Annotated in this window: 16 protein-coding genes; 13 read left to right on the top strand and 3 right to left on the bottom strand. The window is 57.8% G+C overall.

Features of this window, described 5'->3' with window-relative positions; genetic code table 11:
• Positions 1-210: 210 nt before the first annotated feature.
• Genes WC815_04055 through WC815_04045 form a run of 3 tightly spaced genes read right to left on the bottom strand, consistent with a single transcriptional unit; the run spans position 211 to position 3,589 of the window.
• Positions 211-720 (bottom strand): hypothetical protein, encoded by a 510-nt coding sequence (locus tag WC815_04055; protein MFA5907931.1) that lies wholly within the window; start codon positions 718-720, stop codon positions 211-213.
• Positions 687-1,157, bottom strand: a complete 471-nt coding sequence (locus tag WC815_04050) for a hypothetical protein (protein ID MFA5907930.1) — start codon at positions 1,155-1,157, stop codon at positions 687-689. The genes WC815_04055 and WC815_04050 overlap by 34 nt, the downstream gene beginning before the upstream one ends.
• A complete protein-coding gene (locus tag WC815_04045; GenBank protein ID MFA5907929.1) occupies positions 1,154-3,589 on the bottom strand; it encodes a DUF87 domain-containing protein in 2,436 nt (811 codons plus the stop codon). The genes WC815_04050 and WC815_04045 overlap by 4 nt, the downstream gene beginning before the upstream one ends.
• A gap of 2,476 nt (positions 3,590-6,065) precedes the next feature.
• Between WC815_04045 and WC815_04040 the strand changes: the two genes are divergently transcribed.
• The 13 genes from WC815_04040 (at position 6,066) to WC815_03980 (ending at position 20,817) form a co-directional block, all read left to right on the top strand.
• Complete coding sequence (locus WC815_04040) at positions 6,066-6,293, top strand: hypothetical protein (GenBank protein ID MFA5907928.1); 228 nt, start codon at positions 6,066-6,068, stop codon at positions 6,291-6,293.
• 661 nt (positions 6,294-6,954) lie between these two features.
• Positions 6,955-7,209, top strand: a complete 255-nt coding sequence (locus WC815_04035; protein ID MFA5907927.1) for a hypothetical protein — start codon at positions 6,955-6,957, stop codon at positions 7,207-7,209.
• Between the two features lie 15 nt (positions 7,210-7,224).
• Positions 7,225-7,896: a VWA domain-containing protein gene (locus WC815_04030; GenBank protein ID MFA5907926.1), complete on the top strand. Its 672-nt coding sequence runs from the start codon at positions 7,225-7,227 to the stop codon at positions 7,894-7,896.
• Between the two features lie 3 nt (positions 7,897-7,899).
• Entirely contained in the window at positions 7,900-8,646 is a 747-nt protein-coding gene (locus tag WC815_04025) for a PP2C family serine/threonine-protein phosphatase (GenBank protein ID MFA5907925.1), read from the top strand.
• A 111-nt stretch (positions 8,647-8,757) separates the two neighbouring features.
• A complete protein-coding gene (locus WC815_04020; protein ID MFA5907924.1) occupies positions 8,758-11,427 on the top strand; it encodes a PEGA domain-containing protein in 2,670 nt (889 codons plus the stop codon).
• 306 nt (positions 11,428-11,733) lie between these two features.
• Positions 11,734-12,621, top strand: a complete 888-nt coding sequence (locus tag WC815_04015; protein ID MFA5907923.1) for an MBL fold metallo-hydrolase — start codon at positions 11,734-11,736, stop codon at positions 12,619-12,621.
• Between the two features lie 19 nt (positions 12,622-12,640).
• Positions 12,641-13,318, top strand: a complete 678-nt coding sequence (locus tag WC815_04010; GenBank protein ID MFA5907922.1) for a hypothetical protein — start codon at positions 12,641-12,643, stop codon at positions 13,316-13,318.
• Positions 13,255-13,704: a His-Xaa-Ser system protein HxsD gene (hxsD, locus tag WC815_04005; protein MFA5907921.1), complete on the top strand. Its 450-nt coding sequence runs from the start codon at positions 13,255-13,257 to the stop codon at positions 13,702-13,704. The genes WC815_04010 and hxsD overlap by 64 nt, the downstream gene beginning before the upstream one ends.
• Positions 13,705-13,893: 189 nt before the next feature.
• Complete coding sequence (gene hxsB, locus WC815_04000) at positions 13,894-15,348, top strand: His-Xaa-Ser system radical SAM maturase HxsB (GenBank protein MFA5907920.1); 1,455 nt, start codon at positions 13,894-13,896, stop codon at positions 15,346-15,348.
• A gap of 117 nt (positions 15,349-15,465) precedes the next feature.
• Positions 15,466-16,521 (top strand): His-Xaa-Ser system radical SAM maturase HxsC, encoded by a 1,056-nt coding sequence (hxsC, locus tag WC815_03995; protein ID MFA5907919.1) that lies wholly within the window; start codon positions 15,466-15,468, stop codon positions 16,519-16,521.
• An 84-nt stretch (positions 16,522-16,605) separates the two neighbouring features.
• Positions 16,606-18,594: a GDSL-type esterase/lipase family protein gene (locus WC815_03990; GenBank protein MFA5907918.1), complete on the top strand. Its 1,989-nt coding sequence runs from the start codon at positions 16,606-16,608 to the stop codon at positions 18,592-18,594.
• A gap of 301 nt (positions 18,595-18,895) precedes the next feature.
• Positions 18,896-19,795: a hypothetical protein gene (locus WC815_03985; GenBank protein MFA5907917.1), complete on the top strand. Its 900-nt coding sequence runs from the start codon at positions 18,896-18,898 to the stop codon at positions 19,793-19,795.
• Complete coding sequence (locus tag WC815_03980; protein MFA5907916.1) at positions 19,795-20,817, top strand: hypothetical protein; 1,023 nt, start codon at positions 19,795-19,797, stop codon at positions 20,815-20,817. Before WC815_03985 ends, WC815_03980 begins: the two co-directional genes overlap by 1 nt.
• Positions 20,818-21,625: the final 808 nt, after the last annotated feature.

Raw genomic sequence — 21,625 nt, 5'->3', positions numbered from 1 at the left:
ACCTTTCTCCCTTGGGAACAGGTTCGACGGTCGCCTAGAGCCAGCTTGCAACGGCCATAAACTCAAGCCTGTAACTAGTCAACAGAACGCCTATTAGCATCGCAGCCGGGAGGACCAGGACGGCCACGGCTGTGCGAAGGCTTCGCCGAGTCCAAAGCGGCATACGAGTTACGAGACGAGCTAGTGCACCGAATTCAAACCGTTTCAATCCTAGGGCATCCGTCGCATTGCCGTGCGCGCCACGAGACCACACCCGGCGCTACTTGCCAAGACCACGACCAACTGCGCTGCCGACACGTTCCCTCCAGCGAGGCTCGAAGCAACCAAGCTCAGTACCAAAAACAATAGTCCGTTGAATCCCAGAAAGGCAAAGGTAGCGCCGGCATACTTTAGCGATGATGTGCGGTAAGTGTTCCAGTCGTGAACGCCAGTGAGGAATTCCGTGAACACTACGAATGTGCGTTGGTACATTCGACCAACCAGCGCGACCGTCCACCAAACGACCGGCAAGGCTACGCTGAAGACAAACGCGAGAAAGAACCGACCGAAGAAGCCGGAGCTTCGACGCTGGTAGGGGTACCCGCTTGCGTCACGCCTGCCACCGCCTCCGACGAAGGGCCGCAGCATGATGGAGAATCCCCAAGCTGCGATTAGCAGCGCAAGAATCGGACCGACTAGGCTCTCCGTCATTGATCCTTCGATTTGGCCTTCGAGTTCCATATGCCCCACGTATCATCCACGCCGGTGGCGCGGAGATCATCAGGTCCTTCAATGCCGTGCGCGCCAAGCGAGTGCTCGACAAGCCGGATGGTGCCTTTATCGAGTCCTGCATGATCCTGGCGCCTTAAGAAAGCGACGGGACTTGTCCGAATCTCAATATCTTCGAGTTGTTGCTCACGAGCTGGATCGAATTCTGGTCGCTGCCGCATTGAACTCCTCTCCGAGATTCTGTCGAGGCGCTGAAAGTGCTCTGAGCTGGACAACCTGGGCAGAGACTCTGGGCCTTTTCTCGGTTTCGCTTCGGAAGCTGTTTGCGGTTCTTTGGCAACAAGCTTGTCTGCGCTCTCTCGGGTGCGCTGGTCGATTTCTTCGCGTCGTCTGCCGGGATCGCCTCGTTCGTTCTTGTGCTCCGAGTCGCGTCGGGCGTCGTTGCTCATGGCCTGGCCTCCATTAGCCGGTTGTAGTTTCCATCCACGTGTGTTCCTCCGAGCTCGGAATAACGCCGGATGAAGAAACAGTAGCCTAGCCGCTCTTGGAGGCTGGTCACTCGAGCGCCAATAGATTCGGCCGCCAGGGTCGCCAGAAACGCCCGACATTCGGCGTCAGTCTCGATCTTGCTAAACCGATCCAGTCGTGCGAGATCTGCCAGCGAGCCGTCCATTTCGTAGCCGTAACAGAACGGATGACGACAGTCTGTGCAACTGTTTTGTTGATCGGCGGCTTTCCGTTCAAGGTAGGTCAACCAAACGTGACGGAACGCCTCTGCTGTCAGACTCTTCCAATTACCGCCGATGGCGGCAAGAGCAAGGTCACGCTCAATCGCCGCGCGCTCAATTGGCGTGAGTCGATAAAAGTGCGCTCTTTCACGAAAGTAACGATGCACCAAATGAGCGCCAATGCAGTAGGCATCCCCGCCCTCAGGGCGTCCCGGAAGACTCGTAACTGCCTCCTCATCAGGTCGAGCTCCAAGCGTCCAGGCCAGAAGTAGCCTGCTAAATGCGCGGTATCGAATTGAAACGGGGTCGTCGAGAATGTCCGCAACTTCCTGCGTTCGGTCGCACTTGGTTGGGCACGAGATGCAAGCTGGGAAGCGCTCCAGCGCGTCACGATGCTCAGATTGAAAGCTTCGTGCCGCCATCGCAACCTCGTTGTTGGACACAGGTGCGAAGCCGTTGATGAATTCTGGTTTGCTCTCGGCTACTTCGATAACAACAGCTTCCGCCAGGCCTGCGCCAAATGCTACCGCTGTCAGAGCGGGCAGGCGCGCGAGCTCCTGTTTCTGGAACGCAGAGAGCACCATCGTGTCTCCTACCACTGTTCGATCGTCGGCGGCCTGCAGGCGATGGACCAGCTTCAGCCCGGTGTTCTTGATCGCATCCGGTGAGAGCTTGGCCGGAATCTGCTCGGCGATAATGAGTCCTTCTCCATATCCCCTGATTTCCGAGAGGATGTTGTTGAACGTGTCGACAGCCTTCCCCGTGACATTGCCCACCTCGGGGTTCGTGGCTGTCGTGTTCACATTCTTAAGTATTCGGTGTGCTTCTTCGATCAGTGTGACATGTGCCAATCGACCACCCACTGAACCATGCACCTGCCTATGCTCATAGATGCCGATCAAGAGGAGTCCCATAAGTAGAGATTTTTCCTGATCGTCACCGAGGGCGCCGAGTTCGAGCACAGTGGGATGACTGACCAATAACTCAAGCGGCGTCGACCGAATGCCCCCGAGCATCAAGCCCTTGGCGCCGGCCAAAAGACTCCTGATTCGTGTCTTGAGAGCGCCACGGATGTCCATGGTAAGTTCCTGCGCGTAGCCGATGGCGGCGACAACAGGATCGATTTCGTCGAGTAACTCTCCTAGGGTCGGAAAGAGCAGATGGCGCGCGACGATCCTCTCGTTCCGGTTCGTGTTTCTCGCGAGATCCCAACCCCGTTTTTCATACACTCTGAGGATCGCTTCTTCGAGGATGTGCGGCATCGGTCCGTACATCGAGAAGCTACTCGTGAATACCGACTTGAGCGAGTCAAGGTGTGTCGAGACGGAGTAGCCATCTGGGCAAATGAACGGGTTCAGTCTGAAAGGCGAAGTGACTTCATCACCCAGCGTGAATATTTGCAGCGCGCTCCCGAGTTCCTTATCGCGCAAGAGAGTGCGGTACTCCATCTTGGCAGGCTCGATTACCAAGAAAGGTATCCGGTTTCGTACGCACTCCCGGAGGAGCGCCATGCAAGTGTTGGTCTTTCCCGCCCCGGTCATCCCAGCTACTAATGTGTGCGAGGCAAGTTCATCAAGTGCAATGACCAAGTTGTGATCAGTCCGAGTGCCGCGGTCCAGAACCTGTCCGAGCGTACAGGAACGTTCAGGATTGCGAATGGCGGTTGTCGTTGCCGTTGCGAACCCTGCGGACGGCACTGCAGAGAAGCCCGGGATCGACTCGCAAGGGAATCTGAAAAGCGTGGCAAGGTTGCTGGACGGTAGTGGCGTGACCAGCGCCTGGTCACCAAGCATGAACCTCGTCCGTCCTTCAGCCGCCGATTGCAGATCGAGGGTTCTTGGGAGCTGTAACGCTCTCAGCGGTTCAGGAAGTCCTCCGGGACCGCCCAGGAGTCCTTGCGACAACGCCGCGGTCACGTTGAGGGTGTCCTCGTCTGGCGCCCAAAGGACGCCACTCCACTCCCATAGGCCTTCACTCTCACCAGTTGTCGTGCGGGCTAGGACGATCTCCAGCCACTCGACGGCCAGCTGCGCCTGCCTGTCCACTCGCTCACGACGAGTCGCTTTGGTGACCGTCTGGCCTGCTTGAACTGACGCGTCGAGTCCCTCACGAACATGAACTGACCATTCGCGCGACTGCGATGTCATGGTCATTACCCGACGCACTGTTTCGAGCCGGGAGATGGGAGCCAGCGTTACTGTCAGTCCCCAGTCTCGCCCACGCAACGCGGTCGCCAATAAACCGATATCCGGCGATTCGTGGAGTGTGGTCTGCGTTAGCGACTGGAGAGTCCCAACCAACAGTGCCGCAGACGCGCTAGTTGGGAGCGCTGGGAGGTCCATCGGTGCGAACTGACTACCGGGGAACTGACCCGTCATGAGTCGCTCGAGCACTCCGGGGGGCGCAAGTGGGGAGACGCCAATCCCGATGTGAAGCTCTCCGGCTCGTGATTCGACTCGCAACACAATTGGCAACGTCAGCCCGTGAAGGGCGGTCAACAAAAGGCGTTGCCGACTTGTGTCCGCAGGGATTGAGCGCCCGTGATCATCAACTCGTCTTGGAACTCTGATCACGCGCAGGAAACTCACAGGCGGGCCGATGACGGTCGTCAGCGCCGAAGGATCAACTGACTCGTCTAGCGTTGATCGACGCAGATGCCCAAGAATGACGTTGAAGTCATGAGCCTCGCCAGTTGCGCCTGGATCGTGTGTCGACGATTTGGGCAACGGATGTGAGGCGACGTCACGTTGGCTACGTCCCTTCAGGAATGACATGAGGCTAATTGTGCTTGGGTAGATGACGAAGGACTAAACGGAGCAAAGTCCGGACAACGCCACGCAACCGCGCGCTACGGTCGAGCACCCGAACCGCAAGCCAGGGTCCCACCCAGCCGTAACAAGTAATTAATCCTCTGCCGATCCTCGAACGCGCCAAAACGCCGGTCCTGAACCGGCGAAGATCCGCGACCTCAGTCGAGGTTGGACCAAAGACGGTCGATGCGATCGCGCAGACCTTCTTATCGGCAATCAGCACAGGTTCGTCTACTCCGTAGAGTTCTCCGCGTTCGTCCAACGCGCCTCTGAGCCAGATCCGCGTCGCCACGAACCCGTGGTTCCGACGGCTATAACCGTGGCAAACAAGATAGTCTCCCTGTGAAACCTGGCCAATCATCTCGCCACTGAACGTAACACCCAAGATAGTCCCTTGGTCATTGCGCAAACGGAGGCTCGTTCTTGGCACGTTCCGCCCGCCTCGGTCGAGTTGCCTGGGCGAAAGCTGTTCCTCCCTCGGCGGCAAAATCACAACGCCGGCAACCTGCCTCTCAAACAGACTCAATCACCGCTCCTGCCAAAGCGAACTTGCCAAGTGTTGAGCACATGCCTGCACCGAACGAATCGCGATCGGTTGTGTCTCCATAACTGGATTGCCTCTCAATTCAGAGTAGAGGCGTTCAACGTAGCGGCTGTCTATTCTTGGCCAGATCCCAGGAAGGCTCACGCCGCGGAAAGTCTCACACAATAGGCCCGCTGTGCCATGTTGATTCGAATGCGGGCTGTCGGGCGTCTGCAAGGCGAACTGTAAGGTCGAGCGCACGCTGCAATCCCGCCTCGATCGCCGAGCGCGGCGAAGCTCCAATTGCCAACGTATCCTCGCGTCCAGCGTCGGCGAGGTCATTTTCCTTTGGGGCAACGGCGTCCCGTGCCTTTGCAATGAGAACAAACATAGCTGGAGGTAAACACACCACCACCCTTTCTTCCCTTTCCGCCGCATTGCGGGCATGCGACAGACTCGTGATTAGAACTTCCGCACACACACTTGGCCATGGACCCTCCTTCTAGGGTGCGATTTAAGATGGCGGCGCAGCGCCTAATGAAGCAAGGCGTTAAGGCACAGGATCTGACGTGAACCATAGGTCGCCGGTTTTGAAAACGCTCTCCCAACGTCGCATGTCTTCATAGATCGTCAGACCTTCCAAGAGCCCGTCCGCGCCTAGTTGCGCAAACAACAAGAACCCCCTGCCCGTCGGGTTTGTCCACTCCATGGTCTGACGGCTCGATCCGTCTTGAACAGATCGCACTGAGTCCGGACGGCCGAAAGCGGCTCTCAAGGCGCTGACATCTGGGAGAGGAGTTCTTAACCGACGTGCGCGACCACGTTTGAGGGGGGGAAGTCGATCAGCGGGGGTCTCGCGATCCAATTCAATCATCTGGTCGGCCGCCTCCAGTAGCGCGCGGCGTCGCCCCGCGGCATCCTTATTTTCCTGCACGGCCGCTGTCTGGATCACGCTCGGTTCGGAATCGCTCGTCCGACAAGCTGCAGCCATCAGAACGCTAAGCAACAAAATTGTTCCGCTGCGCATCATCCCCCCCCCACACTGGCAGTGTTTCCCAGATTTCGCGTGAGCCTAGCACTAACGGTGCTCCGCTCGTAAGAGCCCCTAAAGAAGAGTGAAGTGACTCAGTTAACAAGCCGCTCGCCAACTTGTTCGGTCTGGCGAGACTGCGTCCATTAGGTTTTGGGCCTCTTTTTGTCTTCTTGGTCCTTTTTGGGTCGTCTGGACTCTTGTGGGCTTTGAACCGCTGAGCTGGTATCATGCGCGCCTCATCTCGTTTCCGCCAAGGGGGTTAAGTGGAATACAAAGTCGTTCCATTCAAGGCCAGCATTGGTAACACAGACAATTCTGGCGCTGCGGCATCGCAACTGGAGAATCTGATCCGAGAGCAGGCGAGCGGCGGCTGGGATTATTTGCGTCTCGAGCACGTGGACACTTACGTAGCAGGGACGAGTGGATGCTTTGGCTTTGGTGCAACGCCAGGTGCCAACACCTCGATAGCGATGGCTGTGTTTCGCAAGTGACGTGGGCATTGCTCGCGAGCATTCGGTTGTATTGGCGATGGCGGCCATTGATTTCAGCGCGGCGTTGCGTTTTCAAAGCGACTTGCTCGCAACACGTGTATCGTCACACGGCCGAGAACGGGTTTCTGTCTGGCTTGAGCGCGTTACGCGAACGCTTACGTAAGTGTCGTCCAGGCTACGTCGGACTTCAGCTTCACGATGTGTCGTGCATTCGTCTCGTTGACGGGACAGTCATCTTGGAAGATGAAGTGAATCCAGCCGTATGGCGTGACCTATGGGAAGGTGCCTCCCCGAGACCTAACTCGCAAGCTGACTACCTGAACCTCTCGACTTCGAGACCTGGTTGAGAAAGGTCACGGACGACTATGGGCTGGAGCTACCGCAAATCGATTTCCGCAGGACCATTTCGCCTCAACATTAGTAGATCTGGCGTTGGTTATTCGGTTGGTGGAAAGGGTTTTCGCACGGGAATTCGTTCCTCCGGAAGGAAATACACATCTGTTTCGGTGCCTGGAACTGGTCTTCGCTATATCAAGACTGGCGCCTCTGGATGCTTAGTTCTAATTGCCACTGGTATAGGGCTCCTAACTTGGGCAGTGTTCAATTGACTATGACAACTTCATACTTACGCCTTCTGCGAACTTCGTCTTCCGAACGCTTCATGATTCGACGCGACGAGAGCGACATCGCAGCGCTCGACATCCACTATCTGGACAACGGAACGGTACAGGCGACGTTGATTGCCTTTCAAGGGTTACTCGAAGAGAGCGACATCTCTGAACTCCTGATGCACATCGATGAAGTGCTCCTGCCGGAAGTAAGTCTCGACGACAAAAAGTTGGTGTTCTCGGTAGTTATCGGTCGGGCCTTGGGTTCTTTCGAAGCAGTGCAAGACCCTCCCGTGCAGGAAAGCTGAATCAGGAGCGCATTTATGACGGATCAGATTCCATTCGGTACGGATGACTTTGCAGAGAACCCGGAACCCCGATGCCCGTCCGTACTCATATTGGATGTTTCGGGCTCGATGGGTGGCGCACGCATCGCAGAGCTGAACGCCGGGCTGCAGGTATACCGGGACGAGCTTGCTGCGGATTCGCTCGCTGCTAAACGAGTCGAAGTTGCAGTTCTAACCTTCGGCGGTGCCGTAGAACTGGCTAACGACTTCTGCACGGCCAGCTCATTTGTTGCTCCTACCTTGACCGCCCGCGGTGATACGCCGATGGGGGCGGCGATTAATCAAGCTTTGGATCTGTTGGCAGCGCGGAAACAGTTGTACAAGACCAACGGAATCGCCTTCTACCGCCCGTGGATATTCCTGATCACTGATGGCGGGCCGACTGACGAATGGCAAACGGCGGCACAGCGAGTCCGCGAAGGCGAGAGCAAGAAGTCCTTTTCGTTTTTTGCTGTCGGCGTTCAGGAAGCTCGAATGGACGTGTTGACTCAAATCGCGTCGCGCGAGCCTCTTAGGCTCGACGGGCTGCGCTTTCGCGACTTGTTCCAATGGCTTTCTAATTCCCAGCAGTCCGTGTCCAAGTCAACCCCGGGCGACGAGGTTCCACTGACCAATCCCGCGGCGCCCGGCGGTTGGGCGGCAGTGTGATCGATGTGGCGCCACATCTCTGCCTCGGTCGTCGGAAGTTCGCACGCGAGTAGCAATACTCCTTGTCAGGATCATACGCAGGTTACTGAGCTTGCTGATGGGAGTATTCTGCTGACATGCTCCGACGGAGCTGGCAGTGCGGCATTCTCGGAGCTCGGATCCGCTATCGCGTGCTTAACTCTTGCGGATGAACTGTCCCTGTACACCCGCGACGGCGGCCGCCTTGAGCGCATCGACCGGTCCACGGTATCAATGTGGGTTACTCGAATAAGGGAAAAACTGGAAGTCCAGGCGAGGGCGCTCGGCGTGGATCTGCGGGAGTTGGCCTGCACGATTGTTGCCGCCATTGTGAGCAGTGACGGGGCCACATTCTTTCAGATCGGCGATGGAGCGATCGTCACCGTATCCGAGGATGGTCCTTGCGAAGTTGTATTTTGGCCCGACCAAGGCGAGTACGTTAACACCACTTTCTTCATTACAACGCCAGATGCGACGGAGCGGCTGCAGTTCGAGCGACGCTCGATATCTGTCCGCGATATCGCGGTGTTTACCGATGGGCTTCAATCGGTTGCACTCAGATACGACGAGAAGAAACCGCACGAGCCTTTCTTTGCCCCAATGTTTGCTCGGTTGAGGGCCGATGAAGATTGGCAGGCGCTTGCCGATCCTCTCCGAGGGTTTTTGCTGTCAGAAGCGCTCGCCAAGAGAACTGACGACGACAAGTCACTGATCTTGGCCTCCAAGATCTGACCGTTGAATATGGCGCGTGCGTTTGTTGACGACAGCGGTAAGCCTATCAAGCTCGGAGGGGAGCTCGGCAGGGGGGGCGAGGGAGCCGTCTTCGAACTCCCGGGCTCTTCGTTGGTCGCGAAGATCTATCACACTGCGACGGATCAGCAGAAGGCACACAAGCTGTCGGCGATGGTCCGGCTTCGAACACCCAACCTGACCAAGTTCACCGCGTGGCCAGAAGGCCGGATCGTCGATCGTGCTGGCCGTGAGACTTGGGGCGTGCTAATTCCCAGAATTCAGGACCACAGGGAGATCCATCACCTCTATAGCCCCGCCCACCGAAAGTTCGAGTTTCCGTCTGCCGACTGGTCATTCCTGATCCATGTCGCTCGCAACTGCGCTGCTGCGTTCGAAACGATTCACGCTGCCGGTCACTTGGTCGGCGACGTCAATCAAGGTGGCATCCTGGTCGCAAAAGACGGAACCATCAAGCTAATCGATTGCGATTCGTTTCAGATTCGAGACGGCAGCCTCCTATACAGATGCAATGTAGGCGTTCCGCACTTTACCGCTCCCGAGCTTCAAGGTAGGCCGTTTAGAGACCTTGAGAGAGTCCCGGCGCACGATTCCTTTGGACTGGCCACCATAATCTTTCATCTGTTATTTATGGGCAGGCATCCGTTTGCCGGGCGGTACCACGGAACGGGTGACATGCCAATCGAAACTGCGATTCAGCAAGGACGGTTTGCATATGGCGCTGCCGGGGCCAAGGTGCAGATGACTCCGCCGCCGCACGCGATTCGCCTCACCCATGTAACTCCTAAGATTGCCGATTTGTTTGAGCGCTCCTTCCGTGCTCCGATCGGGCAACCTAGTCGTCCCGGTCCGGCCGATTGGGTAGCGGCCCTTGACGATCTGAAAACAAAGCTGACCCGATGTTCGCAGTTCGCTGGACACAAGTTCTACGCGGCGCCAGGTGACAGCCAACGATGCCCCTGGTGCGAGATTGACAAGTCTGGCGGCCCAGACCTGTTCATTTCAATTACGGCCGGGCACAGACTGCAGAGCAGGTTTGACGTCGCAGTTTGGGCAAAGCAACTGGATCTAATTGCCGAACCTAGCGATTTTGTGCCGACGCTGTCTCCTGCAACGGTCTCGTCACCGGTGGCGCCCGTGGCTGCGCAGGTGTCAGCGACTCTCACCTCCGTGGCCGGCACACTGGCCATTGCCGCGCTATTCGGTCCGGCATTTGGGCTTCAATCGGGATCGTATGTGTTTCTATTTGGCGGCGTCTGGGTTGCGATACGCACTCTGTCTCCTTACGCTCGGTTACAGAGATCGAGCAAGAAGGATGCGGAAAGTGCAAAAGCTGCGTACGAGCTCCTCGATAAACAGTGGCGCGCTAAGGTCAGCGGTCCGATTGCTTCTTTTCGCAACAAGAAGAGCGAACTGCTGAAGCAGCGGTCAATTTACTTGGGATTGCCTCAGGCCTTTCGAAACGAGGAAGCCGATCTCGAAAAGAGGAAGCGCGAGACGCAGCTCAAGGCTTTTCTCAGAATGCACTTTATTGAAGACGCCAAAATAAGCGGTGTGGGTGCGGGGCGAATCAGTGTTCTTCGTTCGTTCGGAATCGAAACCGCCCTGGATGCGACGGCCGAGCGTGTTAGCGCCGTTGACGGGTTTGGCCCGACGCGAACGTCGGCAGTGGTTGCGTGGCGCGTTTCTGTGGAGCAGCGGTTCAGATTCGACGCAACCAAGGCGGTCGACCCGTCTGAGCGGGTCGCTCTTTCCCAAGCACAGGCGCGCCGACGGAGCGCAATCGAGAGCGCCCTCGAAAAGGGCGTGCTTGAACTGACACTTGTCGCGGCCAGCGTCGCGCGTACAGCTGACACCGAACGGAAGAAGCTCGAAGCTGCCAATGACCAGGCGCGCGCGGCGTCTGCGATGGCAGCTGCCTTGTCCGCGCCGGTGTCAAAGCCGACTCTGTTTGCATCGATCGCTGTCGCTCTGTTGGTCTTTGCATACCTAATTCCTCGTTCCACCGAGCCCGCCCCCTCCCCCAGTCGCGCATCTGTCGCCAGTCAAGCGGATCCGGTCCCCATCCCGAAACCGGCAACGCCGGCGGCAGCAGTCGCGCCAATCACCGTGTCATTTCAGTCGGATCCACCGGGAGGACAGATCTATCTGGACAAGCAGCTTCTCGGAACAGCGCCAGTCAGGAAGATGTTTACTGGAGAAGAAACCAACAGCCCGCACGAGGTGATTCTCGTCTCAGGCGCTGAAGGAAGTGGAGCGTTCAAATTCGTTCCGAGCGCTCTCTTGGACAAGAACATCGTGCTAGGTATCAGTCGACCGGAGGTTGCGAATCCCGCGCGTCGGGATGATGTTCGCCTGACAGGCGTGGTCGCCCTACGGCTGCCTCAGGAACTGCTTGTATCGCTTGATGGAAAGGACTTCGAGCGCGGTCAGTCTTTCGATTGGTCTCTGCCGATAGGCTCGCATCGCCTTACATTTTCGTGGCAGGGTACCCACGTCCCCCCACGCGAGTTTAGAGTGCGCCTGTCTGAAACGACCGAGGTCGCCATTCCGTCGCTGGTCTCTGTTGAATTGATCGCTATACCAGAGGGAGCGTCGGTTCTCATTGACGGCTCTGAATTTGGACAGACGCCGACGACGCTTTCTGCGCCGCCCGGCCGCTACTCCTTGGAATTTAGGTGGCCAGAAGCTCCGAGGGCTCTCAAATACTCACTGGAATTGCGCGATGGAGTGGGGCCTGTGCGAGTGGTCGCGCCGCGCTGAGCCAGTGTTTTCGCAGGTCTAATGGCACGGCGGCGACGAACATGGGCCTTTAGAAGGGCCGAAATAGCCTCCTTGGCAGGCGCGAAGCGATCAAAAACTGCTACGGAATCGAGAAATTTGCTAGTCTTGGCCGTCCATTACTGCTGAGATCGGTCCGCGACGAGCTACCTGTCGTGTTCGGTAGGCGATTGCTGACCTTGCCAAGACATGCCGACAGTGGCCGCCTCGCTCATAGCGCTTGTGTTGTCGGTTGCCCTGTCCCCTGCGACGGCACCTAGGCCGAACAGCAAACTCACGCTCCATTTTATGGATGTCGGTCAGGGTGACGCGGCTCTATTGATCTCCCCGCAAGGGGAAACGGTCCTCTTCGACAATGGTGCCCTTGGGTTGTGCGCGCGGCCGTTGCAGTACCTGCGGAAGCTAGGAATCACGTCGATCGACTATCAAGTTGTCAGCCACTATCATGCCGATCATATCGGCTGCACTGCGGAAGTTCTTGGCGAGTTCCCTCTCGTCCACTCTTCTTTTGATCGTGGAGGCGACTACAGAAGTGGCGTGTTCAACCGGTATGTTCAGGCAGTAGGTGTGAAGCGCCGCACCGCGATTGTGAGCGACGCGCTCACACTCGACGCGTCTTCTCCCAATCCCGTTCGCGTGACGTTCGTTGCCGCAAACGGCAACGGAGTCAGCACTCGCAATGAGAACGATCTGAGCCTTCTTGCCCTCATCAAGTTCGGCGATTTCGAAGCCGTCATCGGCGGCGACCTGAGTGGGTATTCGCAGAGCGGGTATGCAGACATCGAGACGTCGGTGGGTCCGCACGTCGGGCCTGTTGAGGTTTACAAAGTGCATCACCACTGCTCACGCTACAGCACCAATCCTGCCTGGCTTCAGGCCGTAACGCCGCGTATTGCCATCATTTCCGCCGGGGTCGGTAATGGCTATGGCCATCCGACCGAGGAGTGCCTCGCTCGGCTACATACATTCGGGGCTAGAACCTATTGGACATCCGTCGGGCGGGGCGCGATACCGCAGTATGGGTCGGACATCGTCGCTCAGGGGCCAATCGTCTTAGAGGTCGGCACTAACGCCAAGAGCTTCTCCGTCGGCCCCGCCGATGGGCTTCGTGATGAGTACTCAGTGCTGGAAGGAACGGCGCTGCCGCGAACGTCTGTTTGGAAACGTGACCACTAGTGACCGGAAGCGACATCACATGCCAAAGTACTTTCGTCAACTGACCTCTCGCCCATTCAGCCTTATCAGCGCCCTCAAGAGAATTGCGGTGAGCGGCCTGATCGCGTCGGCCGGTCTGAGCGCTACTCCTCAAGCAGCAGCGACGGCTAGCGTGGTCGACAGCACTATTGCCCCCTCGATTGTCGATCGCTCTAGGAAAATTGCTAAGTTGATTCTGAAACTACCAGGCACTGCAGCGAGTTTCGTAGCGCAGCATCGCTCGCATAGATCGCATAGCTCACATAGGTCCCACTACTCCGGTAGTGGTGGTGGTGGCGGAGCCGTTGCGGCGCCGGCGCCTGTTCCCGTCGCTCCTCCAGTGCGCGCCGTGCCGCCTCCACCGCCTGTGACGCCCTCGACATCGTTGGCTGCAGTGGCCGTGCCAACGAATACGGTAACCGGCGAAGTGGTATCGATCGACGCGCAAAAGCGCCTGTTTGTATTCAAGCAATCAAAAAACGTGTCTCGCACAATCGGTTATCGCGATGACACCAAGTATGAGACCGAGGCCGGTGCGTCAATCCGATTCGATGACTTCTCGGGCGCAAGCAATGGACAGCTGCCCATAGTCAAGGGCGACAAGGTGGAACTGTCATGGCGGATGTCAGCGGACGGCAGGATGCCGATTGCAGTGACCGTGTTAAAGAAGAAGCAATAACCCGGCTTCCGGATCGAATGCCCGCCCTGGCAATCGGCCGTCGCACGAGTTGTTTGAGCCTGGCGACCAGTGTCTACTCGCTTAGGTCTGTGTTGGCCGCCGCCTATAAGCTGTCGAGCCGCTTCGCCGTGTTCGTCGACTCCGATGGCGAAGGGCGGCTCGCCGCATTCTTGATTAGTTCCGACGAGGCGCGGGTCTCTGATGACCTGACGGCGTTTGTAAAGGAGTTGGCGGATCAACAGCTGCGTGCTGTGCTTGAAGCGGAATTCGGCGCGCTCCGCACCTTGGTAGTCGCTCAAGCCTTTTCGGAGGGAAACCTCTTAGACCCAGATCGTGAAACCGCCGATGACGAAACTGACAATAGAGGCACTCGACTCCGTCGGTGAACAGGAAGTCGTGGTGCAATTGGACCCCTCCCTATATGGGTTTCAGCTGCTCTCCGCATGTTCGGCCAAAGCCGCTGGAGTGTCAGTCGACCGACACGGAGCATTGACGGTTGGCGGGGCGGATCCCCGCGCCTATGATGTGCTACGCCAGTTCTGCTCGGAACTGCTCGCCGCAAAACTCGAAGCCCTATGAAGCCTGCGTTTTTCCGCCCGCTGGAACTATTTGAGAGCGCTACGAGTTACCGACTGCTGCCGTTTCGATTTCATAGACAGGATGACTGCGTTCTACTGACTAATGAAGTCGGGGAGTTTGAGTTTGTTGACAATGCCGAGTTCTCGAGCCTAGTAGCACGCAAGCTCGAGAGGGGAGACACCTACAATTCGCTGAAAGCGAAGCACTTTCTTTCTGATGGCGATGTACGGGTCCCGTTGGAACTCCTAGCCACTAAAGTGCGGACAAAGCGAGAATTCCTTTCCGGTTTCACTCGCCTTCATATCTTCGTCGTTTCGCTTCGGTGCGATCACACCTGTCCTTATTGTCAAGTGTCGAGGGTGACGCAAGACCGCAACCGATTCGACATGTCCGTTGACACCGCTAACAAGGCGATCGACTGGGTGTTTAGTTCGCCTGCCCCAGAAATGAAGGTCGAATTCCAAGGCGGAGAGCCCACTTTGAATTGGCCTCTCGTTGAGCACATCGTGGTCGCTGTTGAGGCGAGGGCCGCGCTCGAGACACGTCACATTGATTTCGTGCTCGCGACCAACCTCTCCGCTTTGGATGATCGCGTCCTGGCGTTTTGTCGGGAACATCGCATCCATTTGTCGACGTCTCTCGATGGCCCCATGGACCTTCACAACGCGAATCGTCCGCGGCCTGGCCGAGACAGTTACGAGCGCTTCAAGACGAACTTGAGTCGCGCGCGCGCGGAGCTCGGTCATGACCAAGTGTCCGCACTGATGACGACGACTCCCGCGTCTCTGGGACGAGTCAAAGAAATCATCGACGAGTACGTGTCGCTGTCTTTTGACTCGATATTTCTGAGGCCGATTAGTCCTTATGGGTTCGCGAAGCGCACGGGCCTGGACCACTCATACGGCGCTCAGACGTTCCTGGCATTCTATCGAGAAGGTCTGGAATACATCATTGAACTCAACCGTCGGGGCGTGCCGTTTATCGAAGCCTACGCGCAGATTATTCTCCGCAAGATCCTCACCCCATTTTCGGTCGGATACGTCGATTTGCAGAACCCGGCGGCACTAGGGACGGGCGTCGTTGTCTACAACTACGACGGCGATGTCTACGCCTCTGACGAGGCTCGCATGCTTGCTGAGATGGGAGATAAGTCATTTCGTTTGGGCGGGGTGTCAGATCGGTACGAGGATGTGATGAGCTCGCCGCGCTTACAGCGTTGGGCCGAATCATCTTGCTTGGAGGCGATGCCAGGATGTTCAGAGTGCGCCTATTTGCCCTACTGTGGTTCCGACCCTGTCCAGAATTGGGCGACCCAGGGCGATACCGTTGGGCATCGGCCAACGAGCGAGTTCTGCGCCAGACAGACAGGCCTCTTTGAGTATTTCTTCGATGTGTTGCGCAACGGTGACGAGTTCACGCGCAAGTTGTTCTTGGCGTGGGCCTCGATGTAGTCGCCAATGATTACCCTAGGAGTAAACGGCACCCCCGAGGGTCTCGGCCAAGACCTGATTGGCCGGGTGTCGTTGTCACCGGTCCCAGCGGAACTGCGTGTTGACGCAGTTAGAGTCATGGCAGCTTTGGTTGGAACCGAAGACCTGAGCGGCTACCTGGCGGTTATTTCGGAAGAAGGCGGCCCGCGATCGCTGTCTGTGCCGCTCGTGCACGGTGTCTCCATCGCGCATCTCGACGACCGCGACATTGTTCATATCAATCGGCGTGGTTACGTCCGAACGGTAATCAGGAACCAGTCCGTCTCGAATTCGCTGTTCGCGACCGATCGCTGCAATAGCCTTTGCCTCATGTGCTCGCAGCCTCCTCGAGAAACTGACGATCGAGCTAAGGTGGCGGAGCTGACGCGCATCGTTGGCCTAATGGATCCCGCGACAAAAGAGCTCGGCATAACAGGCGGCGAGCCCACTCTATTGGGTGAAGGCCTCCTGGAGATAATTGCCACTTGTAAGGCTCGGTTGCCCAATACGGCGCTGCACATTCTGTCTAATGGACGCCGGTTCTGGTATTCCTCCTACGCGCGCAAACTGGCCGCTGTCGAACACCCCGATCTTATGGTCGGGATACCGGTCTATTCAGACATCGATTCCTTGCATGACTATGTCGTACAGGCAAAGGGAGCGTTTGACGAGACGATTATCGGCCTGCAGAACCTGGCGCGATTTGACGTGCCCGTCGAAATCAGGGTGGTCATTCAACGCCATACCGCCCCGCGCTTGCCAGAGCTTGCCGAGTTCATCTATCGGAATCTGACATTCGCGTCGCATGTGGCTTTCATGGGATTGGAGATCACCGGTTTCGCGAAAGCAAACTTGGACCAGCTGTGGATACCGCCGGAGGACTATCGGGTCGGACTCGAAGCTGCTGTGACTCGTCTGGCGACGGCGGGGTTGAACGTGTCCATTTACAATCATCCACTCTGCAGTTTGCCGGAATCCCTGTGGTCTTTCAGCCGGCAGTCAATCTCGGACTGGAAGAACGAGTTCCCGCCGGAATGCGAGCCCTGCGAAGTCAGACCGTCCTGCGGGGGATTCTTTGCATGGAACTTGAATCATCCGCAGGCTTGTAAGGTACGACCCGTGACAACCGAATCACTCCGCTCCACCGCTTCTTAGCTTCGCATGCAGGAGAAGCCAACCCGGCAGAGTTCGACGCCTCCGATTGAGAGGCGAGTCGTCCTGTTGCTTGCCACTTTGCTTGTGGCCAATCCGTTCGTTCTTTATCTCCTGATCCCGAATGGCGCATTGGTGGCGGCGATCTGTGGCGCGGCAATCGCCGTCGTCCAAGTCTCAGCTGGGACATCGCGAAGGTACGCGACGGCGGTGGTGTTCAATCTTCTAGCAATAGCATCGATACTAGTCCACGCGGAAGTGTTGTTGATCTACCGCTTTCCCGAGAAGGTCATCGAAAACCTTTATGTCATTCGACAGGGCTACTACTTCAACAGGCCGCTCTTGAACCAGGTGTTCAGTAGCCCGGAGTTCTCGGTCGCATATCGCACAAACGGGCAGGGGTTCAGGATCGGCGTTGGACAAGAGCCCTCACTGTGGGTTGACAAGGTCGACTGGCTGGTCCTAGGCGACTCCTTTACCCAAGGCGCTCAGGTGGAGTTTGAGCAGTTGTACTCCACCAAGCTAAACGTGAGGTTCCCCGACAAGATCGTCCTGAACGCCGGCATCAGTGGGATGGGGATCGCTCATGAATACAACTACTTCGTTGACCAGGGCCGTAAACATTCCCCTGACATCGTGATTCTTCAAGTGGGCAGCTTCAATGACTTTATGAATGTTGAAGCGAATATGGCGAGTTTTACAGATCGCCTAATGGAGCACTCGGCATTCACAAGATTCTTGTTGCACGACTGGAGATACGGCGATTCGGCGGAGTTGCCCCTTGGCCGCTGGACCGAACCCTTTTATCCAGATGTCCAAGGCAACCGTGACTACAACATCTTCTATAACGACGCGTCGCCTTCGCGCACCCGCGATCTGGAGGCCTTTCGGAAATATCTGAAGCTGTTGAAATCCGCCGTCACCGAAGCGGGGGGCACTCTTTTGGTAGCACTCTTGCCGACCAAAGAGCAGGTGTCAGACGATTCTTTCAACGAAGTGACAAGCAGCTTCAAGATTGCCCCGACATCTCTAGACATGCGCCGGCCGAATGAGCTTATGGCCGCGCTGACGAAGGAGTTGGATTGTGAATTTGTCGACCTCTTGCCCGCATTCAAGAGTGCACCCGGCGACCTTTTCTTTCGCCTCGATGAGCATCTGACCCCTCTAGGACACTCCGTGGTTGCCAGTGCTATTGGCGAGTTCATACAGAAACGGCACGGAGCGCCTTCGAGCGTCTTGATGAGCCGGGAGTTCACTGGCGACCGCTATCCTTCGCCATCTGGAGACGGCGATCTGGTCGCGTACCAGTCGGTTCGTGCCGGCAGCTCTGAGCTGTTCGTTTCGACGCCGGACTTTACTGGAGCGAGGAGGCTGACATCGAACAGTATTGATGAGTCCCATCCGATGCTATCGAGCGATAACTCGCGAATCGTGTTCACCGAAGGTGCGGCGGAATCACAGCGAACGAAAGTCGTGATCATGAGCCTCGACGGATCATCGCGAAAGGTGATTACGGCCGGCCAGACCGAGTTTGGCGCCATTCCGCGATTTTCACCGTCAAACCTGAAGCTGGCATATGCGGGTTGGGGCACTGATTCTTCGGGCAACCTAACGAATCCACAGATCATGGTCCTCGATTTACTGACTGGTTCGACGAAGGCAATCACCGACTCTCGGCGTGAGAGCTGGAGACCGGTGTTCGCTCCTGACGAATCTTCGATTGTCTACATTTCGAAAGACAACGCGTTCGACCTCTTTTCCTATGACCTAAACACCGGTACAGAGACTCGGCTCACGACGACTCCATTCGACGAGTGGGACCCGCAGTTCGCTCCTGATGGGCAGCGGATTGTCTACGCGGCTCGCGTTGACGGTAATTGGGACCTGTTCGTGTTGGACCTAGAGACGGGACAAGACACGCGGCTTACCAGAACGAAAGGCGACGAATGGGATCCTGCCTTTTCGGCCAATGGACGTTCTCTGCTTTTTGCAGGTAAGTTTGGCTTTCTGGAGGCAATTTTTCAACGGGAGCTGCATCCAGTTGGCGACATTCTGAAAATGCACAGCAAGCCTTAGCCTCTGGTCCCAGCCGGGCACAATCATGTCCAGTGTGGAGATCGTCGCCCAGCGCGTCTCTGTGCATGCTCCGCCGTCAAAACGGTTGTGCTTGCTAGACTGCGGCGCTCGCGTTATAAGGAATCCATAGCGTGGGTGGTCGTCATCAAGACCGCCGCCCAGCTAGGATCCCCGCAAGGGATCTCCGGTCGCGTTCCCGCCGTGGGCCATTGCCCAGGCGCCCGCCCGCGCGAGCGTTCTCTGATCGACGACACCGTCCATCGGTTCCCGCTGCACCGAATTTGTCGACCGGAGGTGTGCCATGGACTTCGATCCCCGCGACAGTACGGACCCTCGCGAGCGCGACGAGGGCATCTACGGTTCTCGATCCCGTGACCATGTCCGCGACCGTGACAGCAACGATCGCGATGCCGGCGCTCACGATCACGACCCGCGCGATCCTTTCGTGCGAAGCGTTGATCTGCCGTGCGGAATGGAGCGCGAACTGGTTCAGGACGCGCGTGATCGGTTGTGTCAACTGAACGGCGACGAAAGCCGAATGCTCGCGACGATCGGCGCGGTTCGAGTGGTAGCCGAAGGCGACTTTGAGCACTTCCGCGACGCGGATGACAGCCTCGAACACCTCCGTGAGGACGGCCTGATCCGGTCCGTCTCAGTGGGCCAGGATCAAACGGCGTTTGTGCTGACTGATGCGGGATGGGACGTCCTGGATTCACACCGTCGCGAGAACGATGACGACGCTCGCCAGGAGTTTCATGCCGGAGTCTCGCGCCCTCGTGAACTGCAACATGACTCGCAATTGTTTCACGCCTACCTCGAGGTCGAGGAAGGGCTTCGCGGGAAGGGAGCGCAGGTCCAACGGGTCGTCCTGGAAGTCGACCTCAAGCGCGAGTACCAAGAGTTTCTCCAGCAACATAACAAGGGTCGCAAGGACAGCGACGGGCGGCCGGATCGCGAACAGCACGAGATCGCCGATTGGGCTCGCCAACACGAACTGCCGTACTTCGACGACCAGGTCCACTTCCCTGACTTTCGCATCGAATACGAGCTCGACGGCCGCGACCGGCACGAAGACGTCGAGGTGGTGACGGAACACTACCGAGGTGGGCACGCGGCCTCGCGTGCGCGGGCGGGATTCACCTGTGTGGGCTCTAAGGGGCGAGGCGGCCGGCCATTCAGTCCGCGCGATTGGGAGTGGTGATGACCAAGATGCGCGACAGCGTCACCGCCCCCCGAATCGAGGCAATCGAAGCGTTCGGATTTACCGAGCGCCAGGCGCGGTTCCTCGTGGCCGTGATGGTCTATTCCGGCGCATTCCTGGAGCGCCAGTACTGCGCCTTCGCGGGCATCGCACATGGCCAGAAGACGCACGACTTCATCCGCAGGCTCATCGACCGGAAGTGCGTGACCGTGATCACTCCTGGCGCGCTTCATCGTGGCCGGCTGTTTCACGTGCACTTCAAGCCGCTCTACGACGCGATCGGCGAGGTGAACAACCGCAACCGACGACCGGCAACACTGGGCCGGATGGTCGAACGATTGATGCTTCTCGACGCGGTGCTGGCGGATCGGCGCCACACCTGGCTCGGCACCGAGCGCGACAAAGTGGCGTACTTCAGTTCGCTGATCGAGAGGCCAGAGTGGGTAGAGGGTGAACTACCTCATCTCACATTTGGCGAGGGCGCGCAGAAGACGATTCGGTACTTCCCAGACAAGTTTCCGATCGGTCTGGATCGGGACTACGGGGGCCGCCACGTGTTTCTCTATCTCGTCACCCAAGAGGTCCCCGCCCCGTTTCGGATGTTCTTGTTCCGTCACTCGCGCGTACTGTCGATCGCACACTACTGGACGATTCGGCTCGTCGTCCCGCGTCGCTTTCGCAACGCGAAGGCGCTCTATCGCTATGCCCTCCGCGACGAATGCTCGACGCCGCTCAGATTGTCGCAGGCAGAAGAACTCGAATGCGTGTTGCGGCATCGCGCGGGCACAACAGACGGCATGGAAGAACCTCGATACTTCGACCTCGCCGAGGCCTCACGGCGGTTCGCCTCGAGCCGCTTTCGGGCTCGGTATCGGATGTGGCAGATCGACCCTGCACGGGCCATCACGGGGGTCTCTTCATCGAGCCTCCGCGACCAATTGGAGCGCGGCGATGGGCGGATCGAATTCATGGAGTTGCCGCATCAGTACTTGCGTCTTACCTCCCTGATCGGTGTCGCATGAAATCGCTGATTGGGGGAACGCCTGGGGGACAAGTGAATGGCCCGTCAGGTTGTCCCCCTCCATGCGGCAGACCCGCACACGTTCTCTCCGCAGATCGCCTGCGCGCGGGCGCGGGTGAAGAGCGCTAACTTCAATCGCACGCAGGAGTTCGTATCGACGGACTGGCATCTAGGGGCGGCGCATTGTGCCGCCCCTGTTCGCGCTTGCTGCCGGGATAGGAGAGCAAGCCGGAACGTGAACGACCCCCGCGCCACGCGCCGAGGGTGGCCCCAGCGTCTGATGGCGGGGTCGTTCACGTTCCGGCTTGCGTGTCCGCTGACTTGGACGGCAAGCGCGGGAAGCAGTGGGCTGACGAATGGGCGCGAAACGGGCTGCCGAGCATCACGCGATCGATTCTCGAACTGTGCTCGGCGCCGTCAATGCTCTTCGCTCCGCTTCGACCCTGCGTCCCGCAGGGCCTTCGGGCATTGACGGCGCTCTGCGCGCAGTTCGATGTGGGCTCTTACGTGATGCTCGACATTGCACTGTCCGCGATCGGATTGTTCAGTTTGCCGCGGGTCAACAGGTGGGAATATTGTGAGGTTATCTTTGCGGTGTTGCCAGATACCGACTCCAGAACGCGTTCAACGCATATGGAGCAGACATCCGATCGTCGCCCGATACCGCACGATCGCTGATCAGCTTCAGGCAATTAGTTAGACCGTTAGGTGGTCCGAGGTTTCAGTGACCACCGACCGCACGGCATATCGCTCGTGCGGTTCGTCGCAGGCTCCCAAGCCGCGCCCGCGCCACTAGTCGAGTGACCGCT

It is taken from the genome of Vicinamibacterales bacterium, assembly GCA_041659285.1.
Classification (GTDB): Bacteria; Acidobacteriota; Vicinamibacteria; order Vicinamibacterales; family UBA2999; genus 12-FULL-67-14b.
This window is presented reverse-complemented; position numbering and strand designations above follow the sequence as displayed.